Annotated in this window: 23 protein-coding genes and 1 tRNA gene; 16 read left to right on the top strand and 8 right to left on the bottom strand. The window is 64.9% G+C overall.

All coding sequences use genetic code 11. From position 1 onward, the window contains the following. The first annotated feature begins 39 nt into the window (after positions 1–39). The 8 genes from BV95_RS11370 to BV95_RS11335 all read left to right on the top strand — a co-directional run bounded on the left by BV95_RS11370 (position 40) and on the right by BV95_RS11335 (position 6,848). Positions 40–1,035, top strand: coding sequence for an aspartate carbamoyltransferase catalytic subunit (locus BV95_RS11370; RefSeq protein ID WP_037451568.1), 996 nt, complete (start codon positions 40–42; stop codon positions 1,033–1,035). A gap of 88 nt (positions 1,036–1,123) precedes the next feature. Then, positions 1,124–2,347, top strand: coding sequence for a dihydroorotase (locus BV95_RS11365; RefSeq protein ID WP_037451565.1), 1,224 nt, complete (start codon positions 1,124–1,126; stop codon positions 2,345–2,347). A 66-nt stretch (positions 2,348–2,413) separates the two neighbouring features. After that, positions 2,414–2,489: transfer RNA gene (locus BV95_RS11360), tRNA-Trp, on the top strand. Positions 2,490–2,659: 170 nt separating this feature from the next. Then, entirely contained in the window at positions 2,660–2,866 is a 207-nt protein-coding gene (gene secE, locus BV95_RS11355; protein ID WP_037451564.1) for a preprotein translocase subunit SecE, read from the top strand. Positions 2,867–2,887: 21 nt separating this feature from the next. Beyond that, positions 2,888–3,424, top strand: coding sequence for a transcription termination/antitermination protein NusG (nusG, locus tag BV95_RS11350; RefSeq protein WP_037451561.1), 537 nt, complete (start codon positions 2,888–2,890; stop codon positions 3,422–3,424). 187 nt (positions 3,425–3,611) lie between these two features. After that, positions 3,612–4,043 (top strand): 50S ribosomal protein L11, encoded by a 432-nt coding sequence (rplK, locus tag BV95_RS11345; RefSeq protein WP_007709087.1) that lies wholly within the window; start codon positions 3,612–3,614, stop codon positions 4,041–4,043. Between the two features lie 4 nt (positions 4,044–4,047). After that, a complete protein-coding gene (rplA, locus tag BV95_RS11340) occupies positions 4,048–4,746 on the top strand; it encodes a 50S ribosomal protein L1 (protein WP_037451556.1) in 699 nt (232 codons plus the stop codon). Between the two features lie 359 nt (positions 4,747–5,105). After that, entirely contained in the window at positions 5,106–6,848 is a 1,743-nt protein-coding gene (locus tag BV95_RS11335) for a DEAD/DEAH box helicase (protein WP_037451553.1), read from the top strand. Between the two features lie 133 nt (positions 6,849–6,981). On the opposite strand, the gene BV95_RS11330 is transcribed toward BV95_RS11335, so the two are convergent. The 3 genes from BV95_RS11330 to BV95_RS11325 are packed head-to-tail and all read right to left on the bottom strand — an operon-like array spanning position 6,982 to position 9,264. Continuing rightward, the gene (locus BV95_RS11330) at positions 6,982–8,604 is read right to left on the bottom strand and encodes a cation:proton antiporter domain-containing protein (protein WP_037451550.1); all 1,623 of its coding nucleotides are present in this window, start codon (positions 8,602–8,604) and stop codon (positions 6,982–6,984) included. A gap of 60 nt (positions 8,605–8,664) precedes the next feature. Then, entirely contained in the window at positions 8,665–8,805 is a 141-nt protein-coding gene (locus BV95_RS24295; RefSeq protein ID WP_169804661.1) for a hypothetical protein, read from the bottom strand. A 57-nt stretch (positions 8,806–8,862) separates the two neighbouring features. Continuing rightward, a complete protein-coding gene (locus BV95_RS11325; protein WP_037451648.1) occupies positions 8,863–9,264 on the bottom strand; it encodes a hypothetical protein in 402 nt (133 codons plus the stop codon). Positions 9,265–9,451: 187 nt separating this feature from the next. Between BV95_RS11325 and rplU the strand changes: the two genes are divergently transcribed. From rplU to BV95_RS11290, 7 genes are all read left to right on the top strand, one after another. Beyond that, positions 9,452–9,748, top strand: coding sequence for a 50S ribosomal protein L21 (gene rplU / locus BV95_RS11320; RefSeq protein WP_007683601.1), 297 nt, complete (start codon positions 9,452–9,454; stop codon positions 9,746–9,748). A gap of 30 nt (positions 9,749–9,778) precedes the next feature. Beyond that, positions 9,779–10,048, top strand: a complete 270-nt coding sequence (gene rpmA, locus BV95_RS11315) for a 50S ribosomal protein L27 (RefSeq protein ID WP_007683600.1) — start codon at positions 9,779–9,781, stop codon at positions 10,046–10,048. A gap of 272 nt (positions 10,049–10,320) precedes the next feature. Continuing rightward, positions 10,321–10,896 (top strand): GNAT family N-acetyltransferase, encoded by a 576-nt coding sequence (locus BV95_RS11310; protein ID WP_037451547.1) that lies wholly within the window; start codon positions 10,321–10,323, stop codon positions 10,894–10,896. A gap of 100 nt (positions 10,897–10,996) precedes the next feature. Beyond that, a complete protein-coding gene (gene obgE, locus BV95_RS11305) occupies positions 10,997–12,091 on the top strand; it encodes a GTPase ObgE (protein WP_037451544.1) in 1,095 nt (364 codons plus the stop codon). A gap of 94 nt (positions 12,092–12,185) precedes the next feature. Then, the gene (gene proB / locus BV95_RS11300; protein WP_037451541.1) at positions 12,186–13,316 is read left to right on the top strand and encodes a glutamate 5-kinase; all 1,131 of its coding nucleotides are present in this window, start codon (positions 12,186–12,188) and stop codon (positions 13,314–13,316) included. A gap of 3 nt (positions 13,317–13,319) precedes the next feature. Continuing rightward, positions 13,320–14,237, top strand: a complete 918-nt coding sequence (locus BV95_RS11295) for an NAD-dependent epimerase/dehydratase family protein (RefSeq protein ID WP_037451538.1) — start codon at positions 13,320–13,322, stop codon at positions 14,235–14,237. 61 nt (positions 14,238–14,298) lie between these two features. Next, positions 14,299–14,811 carry a hemerythrin domain-containing protein gene (locus tag BV95_RS11290; RefSeq protein WP_037451535.1) on the top strand — a complete coding sequence of 171 codons (513 nt, stop codon included), beginning with the start codon at positions 14,299–14,301 and terminating at the stop codon, positions 14,809–14,811. Between the two features lie 165 nt (positions 14,812–14,976). Here the strand turns inward: BV95_RS11290 and ligD are convergent, their stop codons facing one another. The 4 genes from ligD to BV95_RS11270 all read right to left on the bottom strand — a co-directional run bounded on the left by ligD (position 14,977) and on the right by BV95_RS11270 (position 20,003). Next, positions 14,977–17,484 (bottom strand): DNA ligase D, encoded by a 2,508-nt coding sequence (gene ligD / locus BV95_RS11285; RefSeq protein WP_037451533.1) that lies wholly within the window; start codon positions 17,482–17,484, stop codon positions 14,977–14,979. 2 nt (positions 17,485–17,486) lie between these two features. Next, on the bottom strand, positions 17,487–18,350 hold the full coding sequence (gene ku / locus BV95_RS11280; protein ID WP_037451530.1) for a non-homologous end joining protein Ku: 864 nt from the start codon (positions 18,348–18,350) through the stop codon (positions 17,487–17,489). 77 nt (positions 18,351–18,427) lie between these two features. Then, complete coding sequence (locus BV95_RS11275) at positions 18,428–18,796, bottom strand: PRC-barrel domain-containing protein (RefSeq protein ID WP_051749728.1); 369 nt, start codon at positions 18,794–18,796, stop codon at positions 18,428–18,430. Between the two features lie 358 nt (positions 18,797–19,154). Next, on the bottom strand, positions 19,155–20,003 hold the full coding sequence (locus BV95_RS11270; protein ID WP_037451527.1) for an SDR family oxidoreductase: 849 nt from the start codon (positions 20,001–20,003) through the stop codon (positions 19,155–19,157). Positions 20,004–20,103: 100 nt separating this feature from the next. Here BV95_RS11270 and BV95_RS11265 point away from each other — a divergent pair, with 100 nt between their 5' ends. Beyond that, positions 20,104–21,210, top strand: coding sequence for a DNA topoisomerase IB (locus BV95_RS11265; protein WP_037451525.1), 1,107 nt, complete (start codon positions 20,104–20,106; stop codon positions 21,208–21,210). Positions 21,211–21,213: 3 nt separating this feature from the next. Here the strand turns inward: BV95_RS11265 and BV95_RS11260 are convergent, their stop codons facing one another. Beyond that, entirely contained in the window at positions 21,214–23,373 is a 2,160-nt protein-coding gene (locus tag BV95_RS11260) for a TonB-dependent receptor (protein ID WP_037451523.1), read from the bottom strand. Between the last annotated feature and the right edge of the window lie 222 nt (positions 23,374–23,595).

Genomic DNA, 23,595 nt, shown 5'->3' with positions numbered 1-23,595 from the left:
ACTTGCCCTCTCCCCCACCCTCGCCTAAAGGATCGGTTCATGCCCGACATCACCGTTCCATCCTCCCAGTCCGACCTGACCGGCCGGGCGTTGTTCCCGCATCGGCACCTTCTATCCATCGCGGACCTCAAACCCTGGGAAATCCGCTTCCTCCTCGATGAGGCGGAACATTGGGCGAAGAGCAACCGCAACGGCGCGCGCAAGCATGACGACCGGCTGGCGGGCATGACCCAGATCAACGCCTTCTTCGAAAACAGCACCCGCACGCTCCTCTCCTTCGAGATTGCGGGCAAGCGGCTGGGCGCGGACGTCGTCAACATGGCCGCCGCCACGTCCAGCGTGAAGAAGGGCGAAACGCTGATCGACACCGCCATGACCCTCAACGCCATGGCGGCCGACGTGATCGTGATCCGCCACGCCAGCTCCGGCGCGGTGGCGCTGATCGCGGACAAGGTGGACTGCCCGGTGCTGAACGCGGGCGACGGCTGGCACCAGCACCCGACGCAGGCCCTGCTCGACGCGCTCACCATCCGCCGCCGCAAGGGCGGGTTCGAGGGGCTGATCGTCGCGATCTGCGGCGACGTGCTGCACAGCCGGGTGGCACGCTCGAACATGCTCTGTCTCGCCGCGCTGGGCGCGCAGGTGCGAGCGGTCGCCCCGCCCACGCTGATGCCGCCCGAAGTCGAGATGCTGGGCGCCACCCCCTATCATCGCATGGACGAGGGGCTGGACGGCGCCGACGTGGTGATGATGCTGCGCCTCCAGAATGAGCGAATGGACGGGGCCTTCATCCCCTCCCCCCGCGAATATCACATGCTCTACGGCCTGACCCCGGAACGGCTCGCCATCGCCAAGCCCGACGCGCTGGTGATGCACCCCGGCCCGATGAACCGGGGCGTCGAGATTTCCAGCGTAGTGGCCGATCACCCGGACCGCTCCGCCATCACCGAGCAGGTGGAAATGGGCGTAGCCATCCGCATGGCCTGCCTGGATGTCCTGACCAGAGGCGCACGCGGCGTGGAGGGCTGGGCATGACGACGACCACCCCCTTCCCCGTCATCCCCGCGAAGGCGGGGACCCATCTCCCGCCCCATCCCGAAGCGCAAGGCAGGGGGAACGCGCAATGACCAAACTCGCCATCACCAACGGCAAACTGGCCGACCCATCAGGCAAAGACCTGACCCCCGGCATCATCCTGATCGAAGATGACCGCATCCTCGCCTCAGGCGATGTCGCCATCCCCCAGGACGCTGAAACCATCGACGCGAACGGCCTGGTCGTCGCCCCCGGCCTGATCGACCTCGGCGTCTTCGCCACCGACAAGCCCGCCTTCCACTTCGGCGGCATCACCCGCGCCGCGCTGATGCCCGACCAGTCCTCCCCGCTGGACGACGCGGGCCTCATCCGCCAGGCCACCCGCGCCGGCAAACCCGATTTCTGGGTCCACCCCATCGCCGCCGCCACACGCGGCCTGAAGGGCGCGGAACTGGCCGAAATCGGCATGATGCAGGCGGCAGGCGCAAAGGCGGTCGGCACCGGCCGCCAATGGATCGCGGATTCGGGCGTGATGATGCGCGTCCTTTCCTATGCCTCCGGCCTCGGCCTCACCGTCATCACCCATGCCGAGGATAGCGGGCTGGCGGGCAAGGCCGTCGCCACCAGCGGAGAGACGGCGACCCGCCTCGGCCTGCCCCACGCCCCCGCCTGCGCCGAAGCCATGGCCATCGCCCGCGACATCATGCTGGCCCGCGCCACCGGGGCGGCCATCCACTTCCGGCTGGTGACGACCAAGGCGGGCTTCGACCTGATCCGCGCCGCCAAGGCGGAGGGATTGAAGGTCACATGCGGCATCAGCCCCGCCTATCTGTTCCTGGCCGACAATGCGGTGACGGATTTCCGCACCTTCGCCCGCCTCTCGCCCCCGCTCCGGTCGGAGGATGACCGCAAGGCGTCGATAGCGGCGGTCGCGGACGGCACGGTCGACGTCATCACCTCCAGCCACGACCCACGCGGGCCGGAGGACAAGCGCCTGCCCTTCGCCGACGCCGCGCCGGGCATGGCGGGCGCGGAAACGCTGCTCGCCCTCTCGCTCAACCTCGTGCGGGACGGGCATGTGTCGCTCAACCGCCTGATGACCCTGCTCAGCGCCAATCCGGCGAGGATATTGGGCGTCGATGCGGGCGGCTTCGCGCCGGGCAGCGCGGCGGACCTCATCTTCATCGATCCCGACGCCCCCTGGATCGTCGATTCGGAAAGAATGGCGGCGCAGGCCGGAAACACCCCCTTCCACCGGGTGCCCGTGCAGGGCCGGGTACGCAGGATCATGAAGGGCGGGAATTTCCTTTAAGTTTCCCGCTTGCCCAACCCCGCCCGCCACGCTAAAGCGCCCTCCTTCGCTGGCCCCGGCCAGTGCAGGAGTGTAGCTCAGTTGGTAGAGCGTCGGTCTCCAAAACCGAATGCCGGGGGTTCGAGTCCCTCCACTCCTGCCAAGCGAACTGGCCGCGAAGCCTTGTATATACAGGGTTTCGCGGCTAAGTGCGCTTGAAGAAGTATAGGTTGCGGAGCGCGGCCGCACCCCCGGACGCCAGACAGGGCGGGATCGGGAGGGCGGACTGTTGCTTCGCGCTTTGGTGTTTGTTCGAAGGGTTTGAGACAGGCGATGGCGAAGGTTTCTCCGGGCGAATTCGTCAATCAGGTGCAGACCGAGACGAAGAAGATCGTGTGGCCCACCGGCCGCGAAACGATCATGACCGGCGTGATGGTCGTCATCATGACCTCGCTGCTGGGCCTGTTCTTCTTCGGCATCGACACCTTCTTCGGCGCGATCGTTCAGTGGCTGCTGGCGTTCGCCGCCGGCCAGGCTTGATTGGGAGTTAAAGACGGCAACATGGCGCGCTGGTACATCATCCACGCCTATTCGGGCTTCGAGAACAAGGTCAAGGAATCGATCCTGTCCGAAGCCGAGCGCATGGGCCTCTCCCAACTGGTCGAGCAGGTGGAAGTCCCCACCGAGACCGTGACCGAGGTGAAGCGCGGCAAGAAGGTGCAGGTCGAGCGCAAGTTCATGCCCGGCTATGTCCTTGCCAAGCTGGCGATGAACGACGACATCTACCACCTCGTCAAGAACACGCCGAAGGTGACGGGTTTCCTGGGTTCCTCCGGCAAGCCGCAGGCGATCAGCGAGGCGGACGCCGCCCGCTATTTCGGCGCCCAGAAGGAAGCCGAAGCCGCGCCCAAGCACAAGGTCAGCGTCGATTACGAAATCGGCGACAGCGTCAAGGTGCTGGACGGCCCCTTCGCCAGCTTCAACGGCACGGTCGAGGAACTGGATTTCGAAAAGAACCGGGTCAAGGTGTCCGTGTCGATCTTCGGCCGCGCCACCCCGGTCGAACTGGATTTCGAACAGGTCGAACTGTCGAAGTAAATATTCCCTCTCCCGCAAGCGGGAGAGGGCAGCGAGACTTACCGAGCCGCAAGGCGAGGTTAGTCGCAGCGGGAGAGGGCAAACCCCCTCTCCAAATCATGCGGGAGGCGTCCTTCGGGCTGCCGTCTGACCGCTAAACTTGAACCGGGCGCGCCTTCGGGCACGCCCAGCAACAGAGTGAATGAACATGGCCAAGAAGATTACGGGCTATATCAAGCTCCAGGTGCCCGCTGGAGCCGCCAACCCCTCGCCGCCGATCGGTCCGGCGCTGGGTCAGCGCGGTGTGAACATCATGGAATTCTGCAAGGCGTTCAACGCCTCGACGGAAAAGATGGAAAAGGGCACCCCGCTGCCGACCATCATCACCGTCTATGCGGACCGTTCGTTCAGCTTCGTCACGAAGCAGCCGCCCGCCACCTATCTGATCAAGAAGGCCGTCAACCTGAAGTCGGGTTCCAAGGAACCGGGCAAGGTCGTCGCCGGCAAGATCACCCGCGCCCAGCTCGCCGAAATCGCCCAGGCCAAGATGGTTGACCTGAACGCGAACGACATCGACGCAGCGACGAAGATCATCGAAGGCTCCGCTCGCGCGATGGGCCTCGAAGTGGTGGAGGGTTAAGAGCATGGCAAAGCTGACCAAGAAGGCCAAGGTTCTGGCCGCCGCCGTTGACAAGGAAAAGCTGCACGGCGTCGATGAAGCGCTGGGCCTGATCAAGACCCACGCGACCGCGAAGTTCGACGAAAGCGTCGAGATCGCGATCAACCTGGGAGTCGATCCCCGTCACGCCGACCAGATGGTCCGTGGCGTCGTCACGCTTCCGGCTGGTACTGGCAAGGACGTCCGCGTCGCCGTGTTCGCCCGTGGCGACAAGGCTGAGGCCGCGACCGCCGCTGGCGCCGACATCGTGGGCGCCGAAGACCTGCTGGATTCGATCCAGGCCGGCAACATCGACTTCCAGCGCGTGATCGCCACCCCCGACATGATGGGTCTGGTCGGCCGTCTGGGTAAGGTTCTGGGTCCGAAGGGCCTGATGCCGAACCCGAAGCTGGGCACCGTGACCCCGAACGTCGCCGAAGCGGTCAAGGCCGCCAAGGGCGGTCAGATCGAATTCCGCGTCGAAAAGGCGGGCATCATCCACGCCGGCCTCGGCAAGGCCAGCTTCAGCCAGGCCGACCTGCGCAAGAATTTCGACGCCTTCGTCGACGCCATCGTCAAGGCGAAGCCGTCGGGTTCGAAGGGCAAGTACGTCCGCAAGATCGCCCTGTCGTCCTCGATGGGTCCGGGCGTGAAGGTCGACGTGGCGGAAGTCGCCTCGGTCTGATCTGAAGCATTAAACTGATAGGGGAGCCTCCTTCCTCCACGCGGGGAAGGAGGCTTTCGTTTTTTGGAGAGTTGGCACCGTAAAACGCCCTCTCACCCGTTCGGGCTGAGCCTGTCGAAGCCCTCTCTTTTCTTGAAGGAAAGAAAAAGCCCCTTCGACAAGCTCAGGGCGAACGGAGGATAGGCATGCATGTTATAACGCGATCACAAGACACCGTGACTTTGGGCAGACTCGCCCAACAACGGTGTGAACTTCGGGGTGCGTGACCTTGCACCCCGGCTCCGGCCCCGGCCGTAGCGCAACAGGTCATCCAGTATCCGTCGGGAATGGCGGGTCGCCTTTTACCGATGGAAAATATAATGTCTTTCGAACATCTCCCCACCCTCCTCTCCGACGCGCTGACGCGAAAAGGCTATGAAAGCCTGACCCCGGTGCAGGCCGAAGTCACCCAGCCCGAAGCCGAAGGCCGCGACCTGATCGTCTCGGCCCAGACCGGCTCCGGCAAGACCGTCGCCTTCGGCCTCACCATGGCGAAGGAATTGCTGGGCGACAGCAGCCGCCTCCCCGTCCCCGGCCTGCCGCTGGCCCTCGCCATCGCCCCGACCCGCGAACTGGCGTTGCAGGTCGCCCGCGAACTGGAATGGCTCTATGGCGAAGCCCGCGCACGTATTGCCACTTGTGTGGGCGGCATGGACGCCGCCAAGGAACGCCGGGCGCTCAGCCATGGCGCGCATATCGTCGTCGGCACGCCGGGCCGCCTGCGCGACCATCTGGAACGCGGCGCGCTCGACCTCTCCGGCCTCAAGACCGTGGTGCTCGACGAAGCCGACGAGATGCTCGACATGGGCTTCCGCGAGGATCTGGAAGAAATTCTCGACGGCGCGCCCGAAGAGCGCCGCACCCTGCTCTTCTCCGCCACCATGCCCAAGCCGATCGTGTCGCTCGCCAAGCGCTACCAGAAGGACGCGCTGCGCATTTCCACGGTCAGCGACGAACGCGGCCATGGCGACATCAGCTATCAGGCCCTGACCGTCGCCCCCGCCGACATCGAAAACGCCGTGGTCAACCTGCTCCGCTATCATGAGGCGGAGACGGCGATCCTCTTCTGCGCCACCCGCGACAATGTCCGCCACCTGCACGCCAGCCTGACCGAACGCGGCTTCGCGGCGGTGGCGCTGTCGGGCGAGCATAGCCAGAATGAACGCAACCACGCGCTCCAGGCCCTGCGCGACCGCCGCGCCCGGGTCTGCGTGGCGACCGACGTCGCGGCGCGCGGCATCGACCTGCCCAATCTCAGCCTGGTCGTCCATGTCGAACTGCCCCGCGATGCGGAAACAATGCAGCATCGCTCCGGCCGCACCGGCCGCGCTGGCAAGAAGGGCACGGCGGTCCTGATCGTCCCCTATCCCCGCCGCCGCCGGGTCGAATCCATGCTGCGCGGCGCGAAGATTCCGGTCGAATGGGGCACCCCGCCCAGCAAGGAAGCGATCCAGGAACAGGATAATGCCCGCCTGCGCGAGAAACTGATGGAACGCGCCGAACTGGACGAGCAAGACTGGGCGCTGGGCGCGGAACTGCTGGAGGCGAAGTCCGCCAAGGAAATCGCCGCGATGCTGGTGAAGAGCGCCCGCGCCGCCCTGCCCGCGCCCGAAGAATTGCTGGACGCCAGCGAAGCCCCGCAACGCCGCGACGGGCCGCGCCCCGGCTTCGAGGACACGGTCTGGTTCCGCATGGATATCGGCCGCAGCCAGAATGCCGATCCGCGCTGGATATTGCCGCTAATCTGCCGGCGCGGCCATGTGTCGCGGCAGGATATCGGCGCAATCCGCATCGCTGCCCATGAAACTTTGTTCGAAATTCCCAGCGCCATCGCCTCCCGCTTCGTCAGCGCGTTGAAGCGCACGGGCGAGGCCAGCGACGAGGGCGCGGAAGTCAGCTTCCAACAGGTCGAGGGCACGCCCCGTGAAGCCGCCCGCGAAAACCGCCGCGAAGGCCCTCGCGGCAAGGGCCGCCCCAACGATCGCGGCCCCCGCCCGCCCGCGCACAGCCCGCGCCCGTTCAAGGGCGGCCCCAAGCGGCCCGGACCGCGCAAGCCCCGATAACAGGAAAGGGCCGCTCTTCGACAGAGCGGCCCTATTTCGACTGAGCGCACCATGTGCTCCTGCGAAGGCAGGAGCCCAGCTCAGGGCGAGGGAATGGGCTCCTACCTTCGCAGGAGCAGGTCGCGCATCAATCCTACCCCGCCCCGCAAAGGGCCAGCATCCGCGCCGCCAGTTCGCGCTCGCCCATCACGACATGGGGAACGCCCAGCCCCTCCAGATGCGCGACTTCCGCGTCCGAATGGGCGCGGGCGATGACCTGGAGGTCAGGGTTCAAATGGCGCGCATGTTCATGGATGGCCCCGCCTTCGAACCCTTCCGGCACCGCGATCAGCATCCGGCGCGCCTCGCGGATGCCCGCGGCGATCAGGTGGCGGTCCTCCAGCGCGCTCCCCCGCACGACGGAAAGGCCCGCTTCCTCCGCCTCCTCGGCGCGGTCGGGATCGGTCTCCATCACCACGAAATGCGCCTTGCGTTCGGCCAGCCGCTGCCCGATCAGCTTGCCCACCCGGCCATAGCCGACCAGGATGACATGGCCCATGCGAGGCTGTTCGGGCGGCTTTTCCGCCTCCTCCCGCCTGTTGCTCCGCACGATCAGGGAGAAGATCAGCGGATTGAGGAAGATCGAAACGATCGCCCCCGCCAGGATCAGATCACGCCCCTCGGCGGGCAGCACGCCCAACCCCGTCCCCAATGAGGCCAGGATGAAGGAGAACTCCCCGATCTGCGCCAGACTGGCCGCGATGGTCAGCGCCGTGTCGCCGGGATGGCCGAAGGCGCGGACGATGGCGAAGGCGGCGATGGACTTGCCGACGATGATGATCGCCACCGTGGCCAGCAGGGGCAGCGGCTGTTCGACCAATACCGACGGATTGAACAACATGCCGACCGAAACGAAGAATAGCACCGCGAAGGCGTCCCGCAGGGGCAGCGTCTCCTCCGTGGCGCGACGGCTGAGCGGCGTCTCGCCCAGGATCATGCCCGCGAAGAAGGCCCCCAGCGCGAAGGAGACGTCGAACGCCACCGCCGCGCCGAACGCCACGCCCAGCGCTATGGCCAGCACGGCAAGGCGGAACAATTCCCGCGATCCGCTATGCACCACCCAATGCAGCGCCCAGGGAATGACCCGCCGCCCGACGATGAGCATCAGCGCGACAAAGCCCGCAACCTTCAGCAAAGTGCCGAGCAGCGGCGCGAGCAGCGACCCCGCTCCGCCCGCCGCGTCGGCATTGTTCATGACCCCGGCCAGCGCGGGCAGCAGCACCAGCGCCAGCACCATCACCAGATCCTCCACGATCAGCCAGCCGACCGCGATCCGGCCCCGGCGGGTTTCCACCAGATTCGCCCCTTGCAGGGCGCGCAGCAGGACCACCGTGCTCGCCACCGACAGCGCCAGACCGAAGACCAGCCCGCCCATCACCGGCCAGCCCATATAATAGGCCAGCCCCATGCCCATCAGCGTCGCCACCGTTATCTGGCCGATGGCGCCGGGGACCGCGATATTCTTCACCGACAGCAGGTCGCGCAGCGAAAAATGCAGGCCGACGCCGAACATCAGCAATATGACGCCGATTTCCGCCAGTTCGTTGGCCAATCCGGCGTCAGCCACAAATCCGGGCGTGAAGGGACCGACGATGATCCCCGCCATCAGATAGCCGACCAGCGGCGACAATTTCAGGCGATGGGCGATGGCGCCCATGACGAAAGCAACGACAAGGCCCGCGACGATCGTTCCGATCAGGGGCGTGTGATGGGGCATGGATTATCTTTCCCTGGCCGCCGGTGGGAATGCACCCTCCACCGGCAGCTTATCATATTTTCATTCAGCGACAGCCAGCACGGCCGCCGACAGCAGCGCCCCGGCCGCGCCCAGTCCCGCCAGCACGGCAGGCATGAACCACCAGGGCGGGCGGCGCCGGGACGAACCGGGGCCGCGACGACGCGGTCTTTCGCGGATCATGGGAAGGCTCCTTTTTCCTGACGACGGACCGGGACGGCCCGCCTGTAGAGCGATGCGTCAGGAAAGGGCAGGCGGCGCGCGGGCGCGCAGGCGGGAAAGAAGGTGGAAGGAAATCGGGGACGGGAAAGACGGCGAAAATCGGCTGACCAGCCGAATCGCCGGGATAACCGGCATCAGCGAGGCCGCGAACGGCGGCAGGATCGCGGCGGGTGCCGTCAGCGGCGCCCGCCCATCGCCATCCGGCTCCGTCACTCGCAAGAGAATCGGGTTGGCGGCGGCGCGGGCCTTCAACACGACGCTGGTGGTCGCGGGGTTGAAGGCGGAACCGGTAAGCCTGCTGGACGGCGGCCCCAATGGCGCCAGCGCGCTCAGCAGCGCGACGCAGAGCGATAGCCACAGGAACAGGATGAAGGGCAGGCCACCCGGCCCGGCTTCCTTCCTGTATGGCGTCGGCGTCATCTGCGATACTGTCCCTTCGCAGCGCAAGATAGGAACGGACGCGCCGAAAAACCAGCCCCGAAAGCCGAGCTTGCCGGTTGACATCGGCGAGTCATTCCAGTAGCGGGCCACATTCCCGCGCGGGTCCAACAGGGCATTGTCCCTCGACGATCTGCGTAAAGCAGATTTGAACGAGAAGAGAAGAGCCATGTTCGCAGTCGTGCGCACGGGCGGCAAGCAATATCGCGTCGCCGCCGGAGACAAGATCGTCGTCGAGAAGCTGGCCGGGGAGGCCGGTGACAAGGTGACCCTGGACGACGTCCTGTTCGCCGGCGAAGGCAGCGACGTGAAGGACGCGGCCAAGCTGACCGTCGCCGCCGAAATCGTCGCGCAGGCGAAGGGCGAGAAGGTCATCGTTTTCAAGAAGCGCCGTCGGCACAACTACCGTCGCCGCAACGGCCACCGCCAGAATCACACGATCCTCAAGATCGTGTCGATCGCCTGAGCCGCAGCAAAGTCACGAGGAGTTTGAGTCATGGCACATAAGAAAGCTGGCGGTTCGTCGCGCAACGGTCGCGATTCGGAATCGAAGCGCCTTGGCGTGAAGAAGTTCGGCGGTCAGGAAGTGATCGGCGGCAACATCATCATTCGCCAGCGCGGCACCCGCGTCTATCCCGGCCGCAACGTCGGCATGGGCAAGGATCACACCCTGTTCGCGCTGGGCGAAGGCCGCGTGGTATTCCACACCGGCAAGCTCGGCCGCAAATATGTGTCGGTCGACGCAATGGCCGAAGCAGCCGAATAACGGATGATCGATGACGGATCGTCCCACGCAATCGGGGCGATCCTCCTGGCGGAACGGCTTACAGGCCACCGCAAGGTTCGAGGGAAACAAGGGGCGCCCCATCCGGGAGCGCCCCTTTTCCGTTTGCACGGGCGTCTCCCCCCATTTTTCCCTCAAGCCGCTGGAACCGCTCGCTTTCTCACGCGTCATGCGGGCGGAGCCAGCCTGGGAAGACAGTCGTCAAGCCGTAACTTTTCGCGGCCATGGACGTACTGGAGATTAGGAGAATTTCGATGTTCGCCCGTACACCCCGCCTGCTGCTGCGGCCCGGCTGGATGGAAGATGCGCCGGCCCTGGCCGAAGCGATCGGCGATCCCTCCGTCCTGCGCAACCTGACCCGCGCCCCGGCCCCCTATGGCCTTGCGGATGCGCAGGATTTCCTGGCGCAGCCGCAGGACCAGCGCCTGCCGAATCTGCTGGCCTTCACCCGCACCAAGGGCGCGCCGCGCCTGGTGGGCGGCTGCGGCATCCACTTGGCGGACGACGGCGCGCCGGAACTGGGCTATTGGATCGCCCGCCCCTATTGGGGTCTGGGCTTCGCGACGGAGGCCGCGCAGGCCGTCATGCACATGGCGCGCGCGGCCGGGGTCCGCAATGTCCGCGCAGCCCATTTCGCGGACAATCCGGCATCGGGCAACGTGCTGCGCAAGATCGGCTTCCGCCCCACCGGCCGGATCGAGAAGCGCTTCAGCCTGGGCCGGGGCGCGGCGGCCGACTGCCTGGTCTTTCAGGAAGGCGAGGCCCCCCGCATGGTGGCGGATTCGTCCATGGACCTCTACGCGGATTCGCGGCCCGCGCTGGCGGCCTGACCATCGCGATCGGGAAACGGGCCGCGCCGTTTCCCGATCCGCGCAAATCGCCGCCCAACTGCGGGTTTAATTCCGCCGCATAAACCGCTATGGGCGCGCGATGCATTTTCTGGATCAAGCGAAGATTTTCATCAAGTCCGGCTGGGGCGGTCCCGGCGCGGTCAGCTTCCGGCGTGAAAAATATGTCGAATATGGCGGCCCGGACGGCGGCAACGGCGGCAAGGGCGGCGACATCATCTTCGAGGCGGTGGCAGGGCTGAACACCCTGATCGACTTCCGCTACACCCAACATTTCAAGGCGCAGCGCGGCGGTGGCGGCGCGGGCAAGAACCGCTATGGCGCGGGCGGCGAAGACCTGATCATCAAGGTGCCGGTGGGCACGCAAATCCTGTCCGATCCCACGCCCATAGAGGGCAGCGAGGATGAGGACGGCACGATGGAGTATGAACAGGAACTCCTCGCCGACTTCACCGAAGTCGGGCAACGCATCGTCCTGCTGCGCGGCGGCGACGGCGGGCGCGGCAACCTGTCCTACAAGACCAGCACCAACCGCGCCCCGCGCCAGCATGGCACCGGCTGGCCGGGCAAGGAAATGTATGTCTGGCTGCGGCTGAAGCTGCTGGCCGATGTCGGCCTTGTCGGCATGCCCAATGCGGGCAAGTCCACCTTCATCAACCAGGTCACCAATACCAAGGCGAAGGTCGGCGCCTATGCCTTCACCACCACCAAGCCGCAACTGGGCGTGGTGCTGCACCGCGACCGGGAATTCGTGCTGGCGGACATTCCCGGCCTGATCGAGGGCGCGGCCGAGGGCGCGGGGATCGGCGACCGTTTTCTCGGCCATATCGAGCGGTGCCGCGTGTTGCTGCACCTGATCGACGCGACCGGCGACGACCCGGTCGAACAGTTCCGCATCGTGCAGGACGAACTGGCGGCCTATGGCGGCGGTCTGGACGAAAAGCCGCAGATCGTCGCGCTCAACAAGGGCGATCTGCTCGGGCAGGAATTGATGGAGGATATCGCCGAACAGCTTCGGGACGAGGCTGGGGTGGAGGATGTGTTCATCATCTCCGGCGCGACCGGCGAAGGCGTGCCCGCCCTGCTGGACGCCGTGCTGCCGCTGATGGGCGAGGCGCGGGACAGCGATGAGGATGAGGAAGGCGAGGAAGGCGACGCGCCGTGGTCGCCAATCTAAGCGGATTGCATGACACCCGTTCGCTTCGAGCGAAGTCGAGAAGCGGGTGCATGACGGTTCTCGACTTCGCTCGAACCGAACGGATATTTGCTTAGTGACCCCTTCCCTCTCCGGTTTCCCCCCCTCCCAGATCCGCCGCCTGGTCATCAAGATCGGGTCGGCGCTGCTGGTCGATCCGCAGGGCGAAGTGCGCGAAGCCTGGCTGCGCACGCTGGTGGCCGACATCGCGGCGCGCAAGCAGGCCGGACAGCAAATCATCATCGTCTCCTCCGGCGCCATCGCGCTCGGCGCCCGCAGGCTGAAACTGCCCAAGGGCGGCCGCGGCTCCCTTGAAGACGCGCAGGCCGCCGCCGCGACCGGCCAGATCGCCCTCTCCCAATGTTGGGCCAGCCTGCTGCACGAAAGGGGCATCACCGCCGCGCAGATGCTGGTGACGCTGGACGATCTGGAAAATCGCCGCCGCTACCTCAACGCCTCCGCCACGCTGGAGCGGCTGATGGCGCTCGACGTCGTGCCCGTGGTCAATGAGAATGACAGCGTCGCCACGGCGGAAATCCGCTTCGGCGACAATGACCGTCTGGCGGCGCGTATCGGACAGGCGGCACGGGCTGACGCAGTTGTGCTGCTGTCGGACGTCGACGGGCTTTACAGCGCCAATCCGCATGTCGATGCGAACGCCATGCTGATAGAGACAATCGAGCGCATCGATGCGCGCATCGCGGGCATGGCGGACGGCGGCTCCGCTTCGGGCATGGGATCGGGGGGCATGACCTCCAAGATCGAGGCGGCGCGCATCGCCACCGGGGCGGGCGCGCATCTGGCGATCATCTCCGGCAAGGTGGATTCGCCGCTGTCGCACTGGACCGATGGCGGCAAGGGATCGATCTTCCTCGCCGCGCAGGCGAAGGGGGCGCGCAAGGGCTGGCTGGCCGGTCGCCTGACGGTACGCGGGCGAATCGTGGTCGATGCAGGCGCGGAAGCGGCGCTGGGGCGCGGCAACAGCCTGCTCCCGGCGGGCGTGGCGCGGATAGAGGGCATCTTCGCCCGCGGCGACGTGGTCGACATATTGGCGGAGGACGGACGGGTCATCGCCCGCGGCCTCATCGAATATGACAGCGAGGAAGCGGCGCGCATCGCGGGCAAGCGCAGCGAGGATATCGCCGCGCTGCTGGGCCACCTGCCCCGGTCCGTGCTGGTCCACCGCGACCATATGGCGATGGTCTGATCCATGTCCCTGCGCATCGCAATGACCGGCGCGACGGGCTTCGTCGGCGCCGAAACCCTGAATCAGGCCCTGGCGGCGGGGCATCATGTCTCCGCCATCACCCGCCGGGCGCAGCCGCCCCGCGCGCACCTGAAATGGGTGCCCGGCGCGCTGGAGGACCGGGCAGCGCTCAACACGCTGGTGCGCGACGCCGACGTGGTGATCCATATCGCAGGCGTGGTGAACGCGCCCGACCGGGACGGTTTTGAACGCGGCAATGCGCGGGGCACCATGGCGGTGGTCGACGCCATGCGCCAGCGCGGCGTCAGACGGCTGATCCACGTCTCCTCCCTCTCGGCGCGGGAGCCGGGCCTGTCCGACTATGGCTGGTCGAAGGAACTGGCCGAACGGCATGTGAAGGCCAGCGGCCTCGACTGGACCATCATCCGTCCCCCCGCCATCTACGGGCCGGGCGACCGGGAGATGCTGGAACTGTTCCGCATGGCGAAGCGCGGGATCATGCTGATGCCGCCGGGCGGTCGGCTGTCGGTGATAGAGGTGAGCGACCTTGCCCGGCTGTTCCTGACGCTGGCGGTCGAAAAGGACATGAAGAGCCTGACCCATGTCTATGAGGTGGACGACGGCACGCCGAACGGCTGGGACCATATGGACTTCGCGCAGGCGGTCGGCCGGGCGGTCGGGCGGCCGGTGCGAACCTTCGCCACGCCCGCCTGGGCGCTGGGCCTTGGGGCGCGGCTGGACCGGCTGGTGCGTGGCCGCAACGCCAAGCTGACGCCCGACCGGGTCAGCTATTTCTGCCATCCCGACTGGGTGGCGAAGAAGCGCAAGCAACCACCGAAACGGCTATGGACGCCGACCGTGCCGACCGAGCAGGGATTGAAGGCGACGGTCGAAGCCTATCGCGCCAAGGACTGGCTGTAGCTCGCAAGCGGAACCCTATCATGCGCCGCGAGTATAAGCGGTAAACGATAGGAGAATGGCTGTGGCGGAAGAGAAATATACCGATGCGATAGCGCTGCTGAAGGCTGACCATCGCAAGGTGGAAGCGCTGTTCGAAAAGTTCGAGAAAGCGCGCAGCGACGATCAGAAACAGTCGCTGGCCACCCAGATCGTCATTGAACTCAAGATTCACACGATCATCGAAGAGGAAATCTTCTATCCGACCCTGCGCGGCAAGATCGAGGACGACACGCTGGATGAGGCCTATGTCGAACATGACGGCGCGAAGGTGCTGGTGAACGACATCGCCGCCGCCACGCCCTCCGCCGATTTCTTCGACGCGAAGGTCAAGGTGCTGTCGGAAGAGATCAAGCACCATGTCGCGGAAGAAGAGCGCCGATCCGAAGGCATGTTCGCCCAGGCGCGGGAAGCCGGAGTCGACCTGGTGGCGCTGCGCGACCAGATGCTGGCGCGGAAACAGGAACTGATGCGCCAAGCCGAAACCGGCGGCCTCCCCCCGGCAAAACCATCGGCGGTCAAGCTGGTAACCGCTTAAGGCGGAGAGACATCATTCCCCCTCCCGCAAGCGGGAGGGGGTTAGGGGGTGGGTGCGAGCGCAGCGAGCTTCCGGCTTCTCGGCTAGGGAAGAACGCCGCTGACGCGGCGGCCCACCCCCGGCCCCTCCCGTCTACGGGAGGGGAGAAGATAGGCTTGCCCCCCCCTATAATCCAGGCAACCCCTGCGCCGCGAACCCCCAACCCTTGAGTTCCCTGGATCGCCGCAACAATTTCTCAGCATCGCCGATGCCAAAAGGATGAGCATCCTTCATCCCACCCAATTCCTCCCAATCGATCGGCACCGCAACCGGCGCACCCGGGCGAGCCCGCACGGAATAAGGCAGCACGGCAGTACTCCCCCTCTGATTCCGCAGCCAGTCGATGAAGATGCGCCCCTTGCGCTTCGCCTTGCTCATCGTCGCGACGAAACGGTCGGGTTCGGCCGCGCTCAACGCCTGCGCGAAGCGGGACGCGAAATCCTTGTGCGCGTCCCAGTCATGACCCGGCGTCAACGGCGCCACCACATGCACCCCCTTGCCGCCGGAAAGCATGGCGAAGGAGACAAGCCCGATATCGCTCAGCCTGTCGCGAATGTCCTGCGCCGCCTGCCGCACCTTGGCGAAATCCATGCCCTCGTCGGGATCGAGGTCGAATATCATCCGGTCGGGCTTCTCCACCGCGTCGGCGCGGCTCCCCCATCCGTGAAATTCGATAGTGCCCATCTGCACGCAGGCCAGCAGCCCGTCGGCATCCTCGACATAGATATAATCCTCCCACCCCTCATCTTTCTCGCGGATGGGCACCTGGCGGACATGGTCGCCGAACGATCCGCTGTCATGTTTCTGGAAGAAGCATTTCTTCGCCCGCCCCTGAGGACAGCGGACCAGACTGATCGGCCGGTTCGCGGCAAAGGGCAGCATCAGCGGCGCGACACGCGCATAATAGTCGGCCAAGTCGCCCTTGGTCAGCCCATCTTCGGGGAAGATGATCCGCTCGCGATTGCTGATCGTCACGCCGCTCTGGGGCAAGGGCGCGGGTTCAGCCCTTTCCGGCTGCACGGCCTTGGCAGGCTTGTCGGACCGCAGGCCCAGGAAAGTGCCGTGCCGGACGCGCCCCTCGCCGGTGAATTCGGCGAAGGCGACCTCCGCCACCAGCCGGGGCTTGATCCACTGCACGCCCCGCGCCTCCGCTCGCGGTACCTCCAGCGGCGCCTTGTCGACGGTTAGCGGCGCCATCGCCCCGGCCAGTTCCTCCATCGCCGTCGCGTCGAAGCCGGTTCCGACCTTCCCCTTGTAGACCATCGCGCCGCCCTCATTCTGGGCGAGCAACAGGGAAGAGAATGCGCGACCCTTCGCCTTGCTTTTCGTCCAGCCGACCAAAACGAATTCCTGCCGCCGGATGCATTTGACCTTGACCCAGTTGCGGGTCCGGTCGCCGCGATAGGGGGCGTCGATGCGCTTGGCGATGATGCCCTCCTGCCCGGCGTCGCAGAGCGACCGGTAGAGCTTCTCCCCTGCGCCGATCAGATGATCGGCCACATGGACGGGCGGCTGGCTGTCATGCAGCAGCGCCTCCAGCCTTTCCTTGCGCTCTATGGTGGGCAGCGGCCTCAAATCCATGCCGTCCAGGAAGAGCAGGTCGAAGGCGAAGAGGTGAAAGGGCGTATCGGCGCGCTGCGCGCCATGGCCGCGCTTCAGCACCGCCTGCAAGGCGGAAAAGCTGGGATTGCCATCCTCGCCCAGCGCCACCACCTCCCCGTCGATCAGCGCGGAAGGCAGGTCCAGCGCGGCGATCCTCTCCACCAGCGGGCCAAACTTGTCGGTCCAGTCCAGACCATTGCGGGTGAACAGCTTCACTTTCGCGCCATCGACCGCGATCAGCATGCGATAGCCGTCATATTTGATCTCATGCAGCCAGTCATTCCCGGCGGGCACGCTGTCGACCAGCGTCGCCAGTTGCGGCTTCACGAAACGCGGCAGCCCCGTCGCGCCGGCCCTCCGCCCGGCCTTCGAACGCACCTTGGCGTTATGCGCCTCCGCCGCCCGCATCTTGTCGGAAAAGGCCCTTTTCCCGCCGCCCTTCAACGATTGGGTGGCCTCCGCATCCGCCTCGATCTGCGCCATGGACCGTTCCGTCAGCACGCTGGTCAGCGCCCGTTCGACCAGCATGTCGCCCTCTCCCGCCTCCCCATCGTCTATCTTGCGGAGCAGCCAGTTCTCGCGCTTCTCCCCCGGCCGTCCCTTCATGCGCACCAGCAGCCATTCGCCCTTCATCCGCTCCCCATGCAGGATGAAATGGAGGTGGCCGTCCTTCAAATCGTCGGCGCTCTTGCCCGGCACCGGTTCCCAGCTACCCCGGTCCCACAGCATGACCGTGCCGCCGCCATATTCGCCCTTGGGAATATTGCCCTCGAAACTGCCATAATCGATCGGATGATCCTCCGTGCGGACGGCCAGCCGCTTGTCGGCGGGATCCAGGCTCGGTCCCTTGGTCACCGCCCAACTCTTCAGAACCCCATCGATCTCCAGCCGGAAATCCCAATGCAGCCGCGTCGCCGCATGTTTTTGGACGACGAAGCTGTTGCCGCCCTTCTTCGCGACCTTGCCCGCCGGTTCGCGGGTGCGCCGGAAATCGCGCTTGGCGTTATAGGGGGCCAGTGGGTCGGCCGCCATGGTCAGGCGCTCTTGCGCCGGGGCGCGGCCTTCTTCGGCGCGGCGGCCTTCTTCGCCGCTGGCGCTTTACGCCTGCCCTCGCCAGCGGACTGTTTGAGCGCGGCCATCAGGTCGATGATATTGCCGCCCTTGCGCGCCGTGGACTGGTCATCGACATCCTCGATGATGCGCTTGCCCTTGGCCTTCTTCTTCTTGTCGATCAAGCGGTGCAGCGCCTCGACATAGCGGTCGCGAAACTCCTCCGGACTGAAGGGCGCGGTCCGCTTGTCGATAATGCCGACGGCCAGGTCCAGCATATCCTCATCGGCGGTATCGGCGGGCAGCCCCCGAAAATAGGTCTGCGCCTTCACCACCTCATCGGCATAGCGCAGCACCTCCAGCACCAGCCCGCGCCCGCACGGCTTGATCGACACCAGTTGCTCGCGCCCGCGCACGGAAAGCTGCCCCAGCCCGACCTTCTTCGTCCGCCGCAACGCGTCGCGCAGCACGGCATAGGCCTCCTCCGCCAGATCGTCCGCCGGAATCACGAAATAGGGCTTCTCATAATAAAGCACGTCGATCGCGTCAGCCTCGACGAACTGGACCAGATCCAGCGTCTTGCGGCTCTCTATCTTCACCGACTCGATCTCGTCCTGCTCCAGCAGCACATAATTGCCCTTCGACAATTCATAGCCTTTGAAGATTTCGTCGCGATCCACCGGCCCGACGCCGCTCACCACCTTTTCATATTGGATGGGCTTGCCCGTCGGTTCGTGAATCTGCCGGAAACTGATCGCCGCGCCGGATTTGGTCGCGGGATAGACTTCGACCGGAATGGCCACCAGCGCCAGCTTGATCTGGCCCTGCCAATATGCGCGTGCGGGCATGAACAACCTCCATGCCAACAGCGCCCGGAACCGGAGTTGGTTCCCGAAGGGGCAGCGCGCGCCGCCCCTCCAGCGGTTCAATAGGGATAGGTCACGCCATAATAGTCGTAGACGCTATTCCCATAATTTTTGTCATAGGCCGGCTCGTTCCCGGCCGTATAGCGCGGGGCCTGTTCCAGCACATCCTTGTCCAGATCGATCACATAACCGCCCTGCGACGGGTCGTAGCTCAATATGCTCCACGGCAGGGGATAATAATCATTGCCCATGCCCAGAAATCCGCCAAATTGCAGGACCGCATATTCGACCTGACCATTTTGCTTGTCCACCATGAAATTATAGATGGACCCCAATTTCTCATTCTGATGATTATAGACAGCCGTGCCTTCCACCTTGTTGGAAGCGATCAGGCGCGAGCTTTCGTCGGTTTCAATCGTATCGACCATTATCACTCTCCTTTTATGGATTCGTAAAAGGGAGAACGAAGATCTCAGCCAGGCGATCCTGCGTAGCCCCGCCGGAAAGGACGCTTCGGGGCGAAGCGTTCAAAGCCTGTGACGGGAGGCGATTCCTACTGGTCCTAGGCCGCGGGGACAAATTCCCAATGTCGGGCGGACGTTAAATCCTCCCTACGCGCAGCGTGGGGAGGGGGACCGCCGCTGAAAGCGGTGGTGGAGGGGAAAATCGCAGGTGGTGCCGCATTCCCCTCCACCAGCCTTCGGCCGGTCCCCCTCCCCATCTATCGATGGGGAGGAATGATGCTAAAACGACGTCCTCATATTTTAAATTGAATGTCGATACAGCCTAACCGTTGACGATCGTCCCGCCATTGGGATGCAGCACCTGCCCCGACATGTAACTGGCGTCATCGCACGCCAGAAACAGGAAGGACGGCGCGACTTCATTGGGCTGGCCCGGCCGCCCCATCGGCGTGCTTTCCCCAAAATGCTCCAGCTTCTCCGGACTCGCCCCGCCGGATGGGTTGAGCGGCGTCCATATGGGTCCGGGCGCGACCGCATTCACCCTGATCCCCTCCCCGACCAGATTTTCGGAAAGCGACCGGGTGAAGGCGGTGATCGCGCCCTTCGTGCTCGAATAATCCAGCAGTTCGCTCGACCCCTGATACATGGTGACGGACGTGCAGTTGACGATGGCCGCCCCCCGCCGCAGATGCGGCCGCGCCGCCTGCGTCAGAAAGAACATGCCGAAAATATTGGTCTGAAAGGTGCGCCGAAGCTGCTCCTCCGTAATGTCGGCAATGTCCTGATCGGGATGCTGCTCCCCGGCATTGTTGACGACTATGTCGATGCGCCCATATTCCTCCGCCACCTGCGCGACGGCCCGCTCGCAAAAGCCCTTGTCGCCCAGATCGCCCGCGATGCGGATGGCCCGCCGCCCTTCGCCCCGGACGATCTCCGCCGTCTTTTCCGCATCGTCATGCTCGCACAGATAGAGGATGGCGACATCCGCCCCCTCCCGCGCATAGAGCGCCGCCACGGCGCGCCCGATGCCGCTGTCCGCGCCCGTCACGATGGCAACCTTCCCGGCCAGACGACCCGATCCGGGATAGCGCGGCTCCCATTCCGGTTTCGGTTCCAGCCGGGATTCATGACCCGGCAGGCCATCTTCGTGAATCATCTCGGTCTCGGACATCGATACTCTCCTTTCCCTGCCAACGACTGCCGGAGCGATCAGTTCACCCCTTCGCGCAAAGCATCCGAAACCGGTTTCGCTTGGGCGCGTTCTGCCTGTCATGACGAAGCGGCAAAAGCGGACCGAAACGACCGAAACCAATGTCGATACCGGCAGGAAAAAAGCGGAGGCAGGCCTCTTCTACGCAAGCGACGAGGAACCCGGCTTCACCCGCCGCCCCTATCGCAACGGCTGGCGCTATTTCGATACGAAGGGGGAGCGCGTCACCGACCGCAGCGTGATCGAACGGATCAACGCCATGGCCATCCCGCCCGCTTATACGGACGTGTGGATCTGCCCGGAGGAAAATGGCCATATCCAGGCGACCGGCCGCGACGCGCGGGGCCGCAAGCAATATCTCTATCACCCCCGCTTCCGGGAAATGCGCGACAGCAGCAAATATGAACATATGCTGGAATTCGCCAGATCGCTGCCCGGCATCCGCCAGCGGATCGACAGCGACATGCGCCGCCGGGGCCTTCCCCGCGAAAAGATACTGGCAACGATCATCTGGCTGCTGGAGGCGACGATGATCCGCGTCGGCAATATCGACTATGCGCGGCAGAATCGCAGCTACGGCCTCACCACGCTCAACGACCGGCATGTCAGGGTCGAACGCGACGAAATCCGCTTCCGCTTCACGGGCAAGGGCGGCAAGCTGTGGAATCTGAAACTGACCGACCGCCGCGTCGCCCGGATCGTGCGGCAGAGCCAGGAACTTCCCGGCCAGCATCTGTTCCAATATCTGGACGAGGATGGCGAACGGCGCGAAGTCACCTCCGGAGACGTCAACGCCTATCTCCGCGAAATCAGCGGCAGCGACATCACGGCCAAGGATTTCCGCACCTGGGCCGGAACGGTATTGACCGCCCTGACCCTGGTGGAATTCGAAAGGACCGATAGCGAAGCCGCCGCGAAACGCAATGTTCAGGCCGCCATCCGGCAAGTCGCGACCCAATTGGGCAACACCCCCGCCATATGCCGCCGCTGCTATGTCCACCCGCAGGTGATCGACAGCTATCTGACCCAAAGCCTGGTGCTGGAAATCGAACGCAAGGCGAAGCGCGCCGTGCGCAGCCAGCTCGAGGGCCTCCGCCCCGAAGAGATGCTGGTCCTCTCCTTCCTGCAATCGAAACATTGCGCGGCGCAGCCGACGGCCCGCCGATGACCGTCAATAGGAAAAGCGGACGCTGGCCAGCACGGTCGCCGGATCGGCGTAATTTTTATAATAGACCCCCGTGGACGGCTGATAGGTCGAACTAACCGGCTTGTTCGCCCCGAATATATTCCTGGCGGTCAACGCCACCTGGAACCGGTCGTCCGGCAGGGTCCAAGCGATGCTCCCGTTGACGAAGGTCTGGCCCGGCACACGATCCTGCGGCCGGGCAAGCGCGCTCGAATAGAAACCGCTCTGATATTGGGCGTTGGCCGACAACCGCAAATGGCTGCCGCCCGCGCCCAGCGGCACGTCATAGGTCGCCCCGCCGGAAAGCGACCATTTCGGCGCATTGGTCAGCGGATTGCCGTCCGCATCGACGCCATTGCCGCCCGCGCCCTTATAATCGTCATAGACGGCCTTCAGATAGCCGCCCGACGCCTGCACACTGAAGGCGTCGGTCAGCCGCAGGTCATTTTCCAGTTCCACGCCCCAGCTATGCGCCTTGCCCGCATTGCCGCGCCGCAGCCCGACATAGGCCGGGTCGTAGAAGGACACCTGCAAATCCTTATAGTCATTATAGAAGACCGCCAGATTGCTGCGCAGCGCCCGGCCGAACAGGGTCGCCTTCAACCCGCCTTCATAGGTGGTCACCTTCTCCGGATTGAAGGGCAGCGTGGCAAGGTCCAGCCGCGTGGCGCGATTGTCGAACCCGCCGGACTTGAACCCCTGCGACCAGGTCAGATAATTGAGCAGATTGGGGGTCCATTGCGCCTGCACCGATATTTTGGGCGTCAGCGCCTTCCACGTCTTTTCCGCCTCGCCCGCGATGGATTGCGCCACCACGTTGCGATTGTCGTCGATCAGCTTGTTGTCGAACAGGAACCGCTTCTTCTCGATGGTGCCGCGAATGCCCGCCGTCAGGCTGAATATGTCGCTCGCCTTCCACGTGCCTTCCCCGAAAACGGCGTAGGCATCGGTATAGGTGATGTTGTGGGCGCGCTGCTTGCTGATCGGCGCGGTCGCCGCCGTGCCGGTCCGGCTGAACCCGTCCCGCTCCACGAAGAAACGCTCATGCAGGTAGAACAGGCCGCTGGTGAAGCTGACATCGCCCAGTTCGCCGTTCAGTTGCACCTCCTGGCTGATGAACTTGTCCTTATAATGGATCAGATTCTTCTGGATCAGCGCAGCTTGCCCATCATTGTCGTAAAAGACGGGATCGAGGTCAAAGCCGCCCGCCGCCGTGATCGACTTGACCGAAAGCTGGGGCGACAGCGTATAGATCAGGCGCAGCGATCCGTTGAGCGCATTCAGATGCTGGAGCGGCTCCACCTCCGAATAGGACCGGCGGCGGCTGAACGTCCCGCCCGGCTGGTCGACCGGCACATAGGACCGGCTGTCGCTGCGGTCGCGGATCACGTTGAGCGTCAATTGCGCGTCCAGACCGGCGACCCCGGTGAAACGGAGCTTGCCGCGCCATCCATCCAGATCGATGCGGTTCACATCATGGCCCAGCGTCGGATCGTAGGTGACGCCGTCGCGCTTCCGATGGATGTAGGACAGGCTGGCCGACAGCCTATCCTTGACGATCGGCCCGCTGACCAAAGCGCGCAACTGCACGTCATTATAGCTGCCATAGCCCGCCTCCGCCGTCACATGGGTGGTGTCGTCGGGATCGCGGGTGATCAGGCGCAACGCGCCCGCGCTGCTGTTGCGGCCGTACAGCGTGCCCTGAGGCCCGCGCAGCAATTCCACCCGTTCCAGATCGACGAACTCGCTCATCGACCCGATCTGACGGGGGACATAGACATCGTCGACATAGACGGCCAGCACCGGCTCCTGGATCGGATCGGCCTCCCCCACGCCGCGCAGGGAGAAGGTCTGCGTCGTATGGCTGATCGACGCGCGCGCCACGAACAGATTGGGCACCTGCCCCGCCAGATCACGCACGCTGCCGATGTTGCGCTGCTCCAGCAGTTCAGGCGTGAAGGCGGAAATGGCGATGGCGGTCTTCTGCAGATCGGTCGCCCGCCGTTCGGCGGTGACGATGATTTCCCCGCCGCCGCCCGCTTCATCGAGCGGCGCCTGAGCAGATTGGGCCTGAGCCGATTGCGCCAGCAACATGGCGGAAGCCAACGACGCGTTAGCGACGAGCGAACGATATGCATATGTCATGAAAAGCGCTTCTCTACCCCCTCCGCCCCACGCGGATTTTCATTCTCTACTAGATTAGTAGATTTTTAGCGCAAACAAGTTGTGCGCATCGGTCGTTGAGAAGCGCTGAAGTCAACCAGCGCGGACAAATTCAGATCTCGCAGGTGGGATTCGGTGGTCCCCCCTCCCGCAAGCGGGAGGGGGTCAGGGGGTGGGCGCGAGCGCAGCGAGCTTCCGCGCTAT

Origin of the sequence: Sphingobium chlorophenolicum, from assembly GCF_000722875.1 — a bacterium.
Lineage (GTDB): Bacteria > Pseudomonadota > Alphaproteobacteria > Sphingomonadales > Sphingomonadaceae > Sphingobium > Sphingobium chlorophenolicum.
Note: the sequence above shows the minus strand (reverse complement) of the source record. Positions and strands in the feature narration are given on the sequence as shown.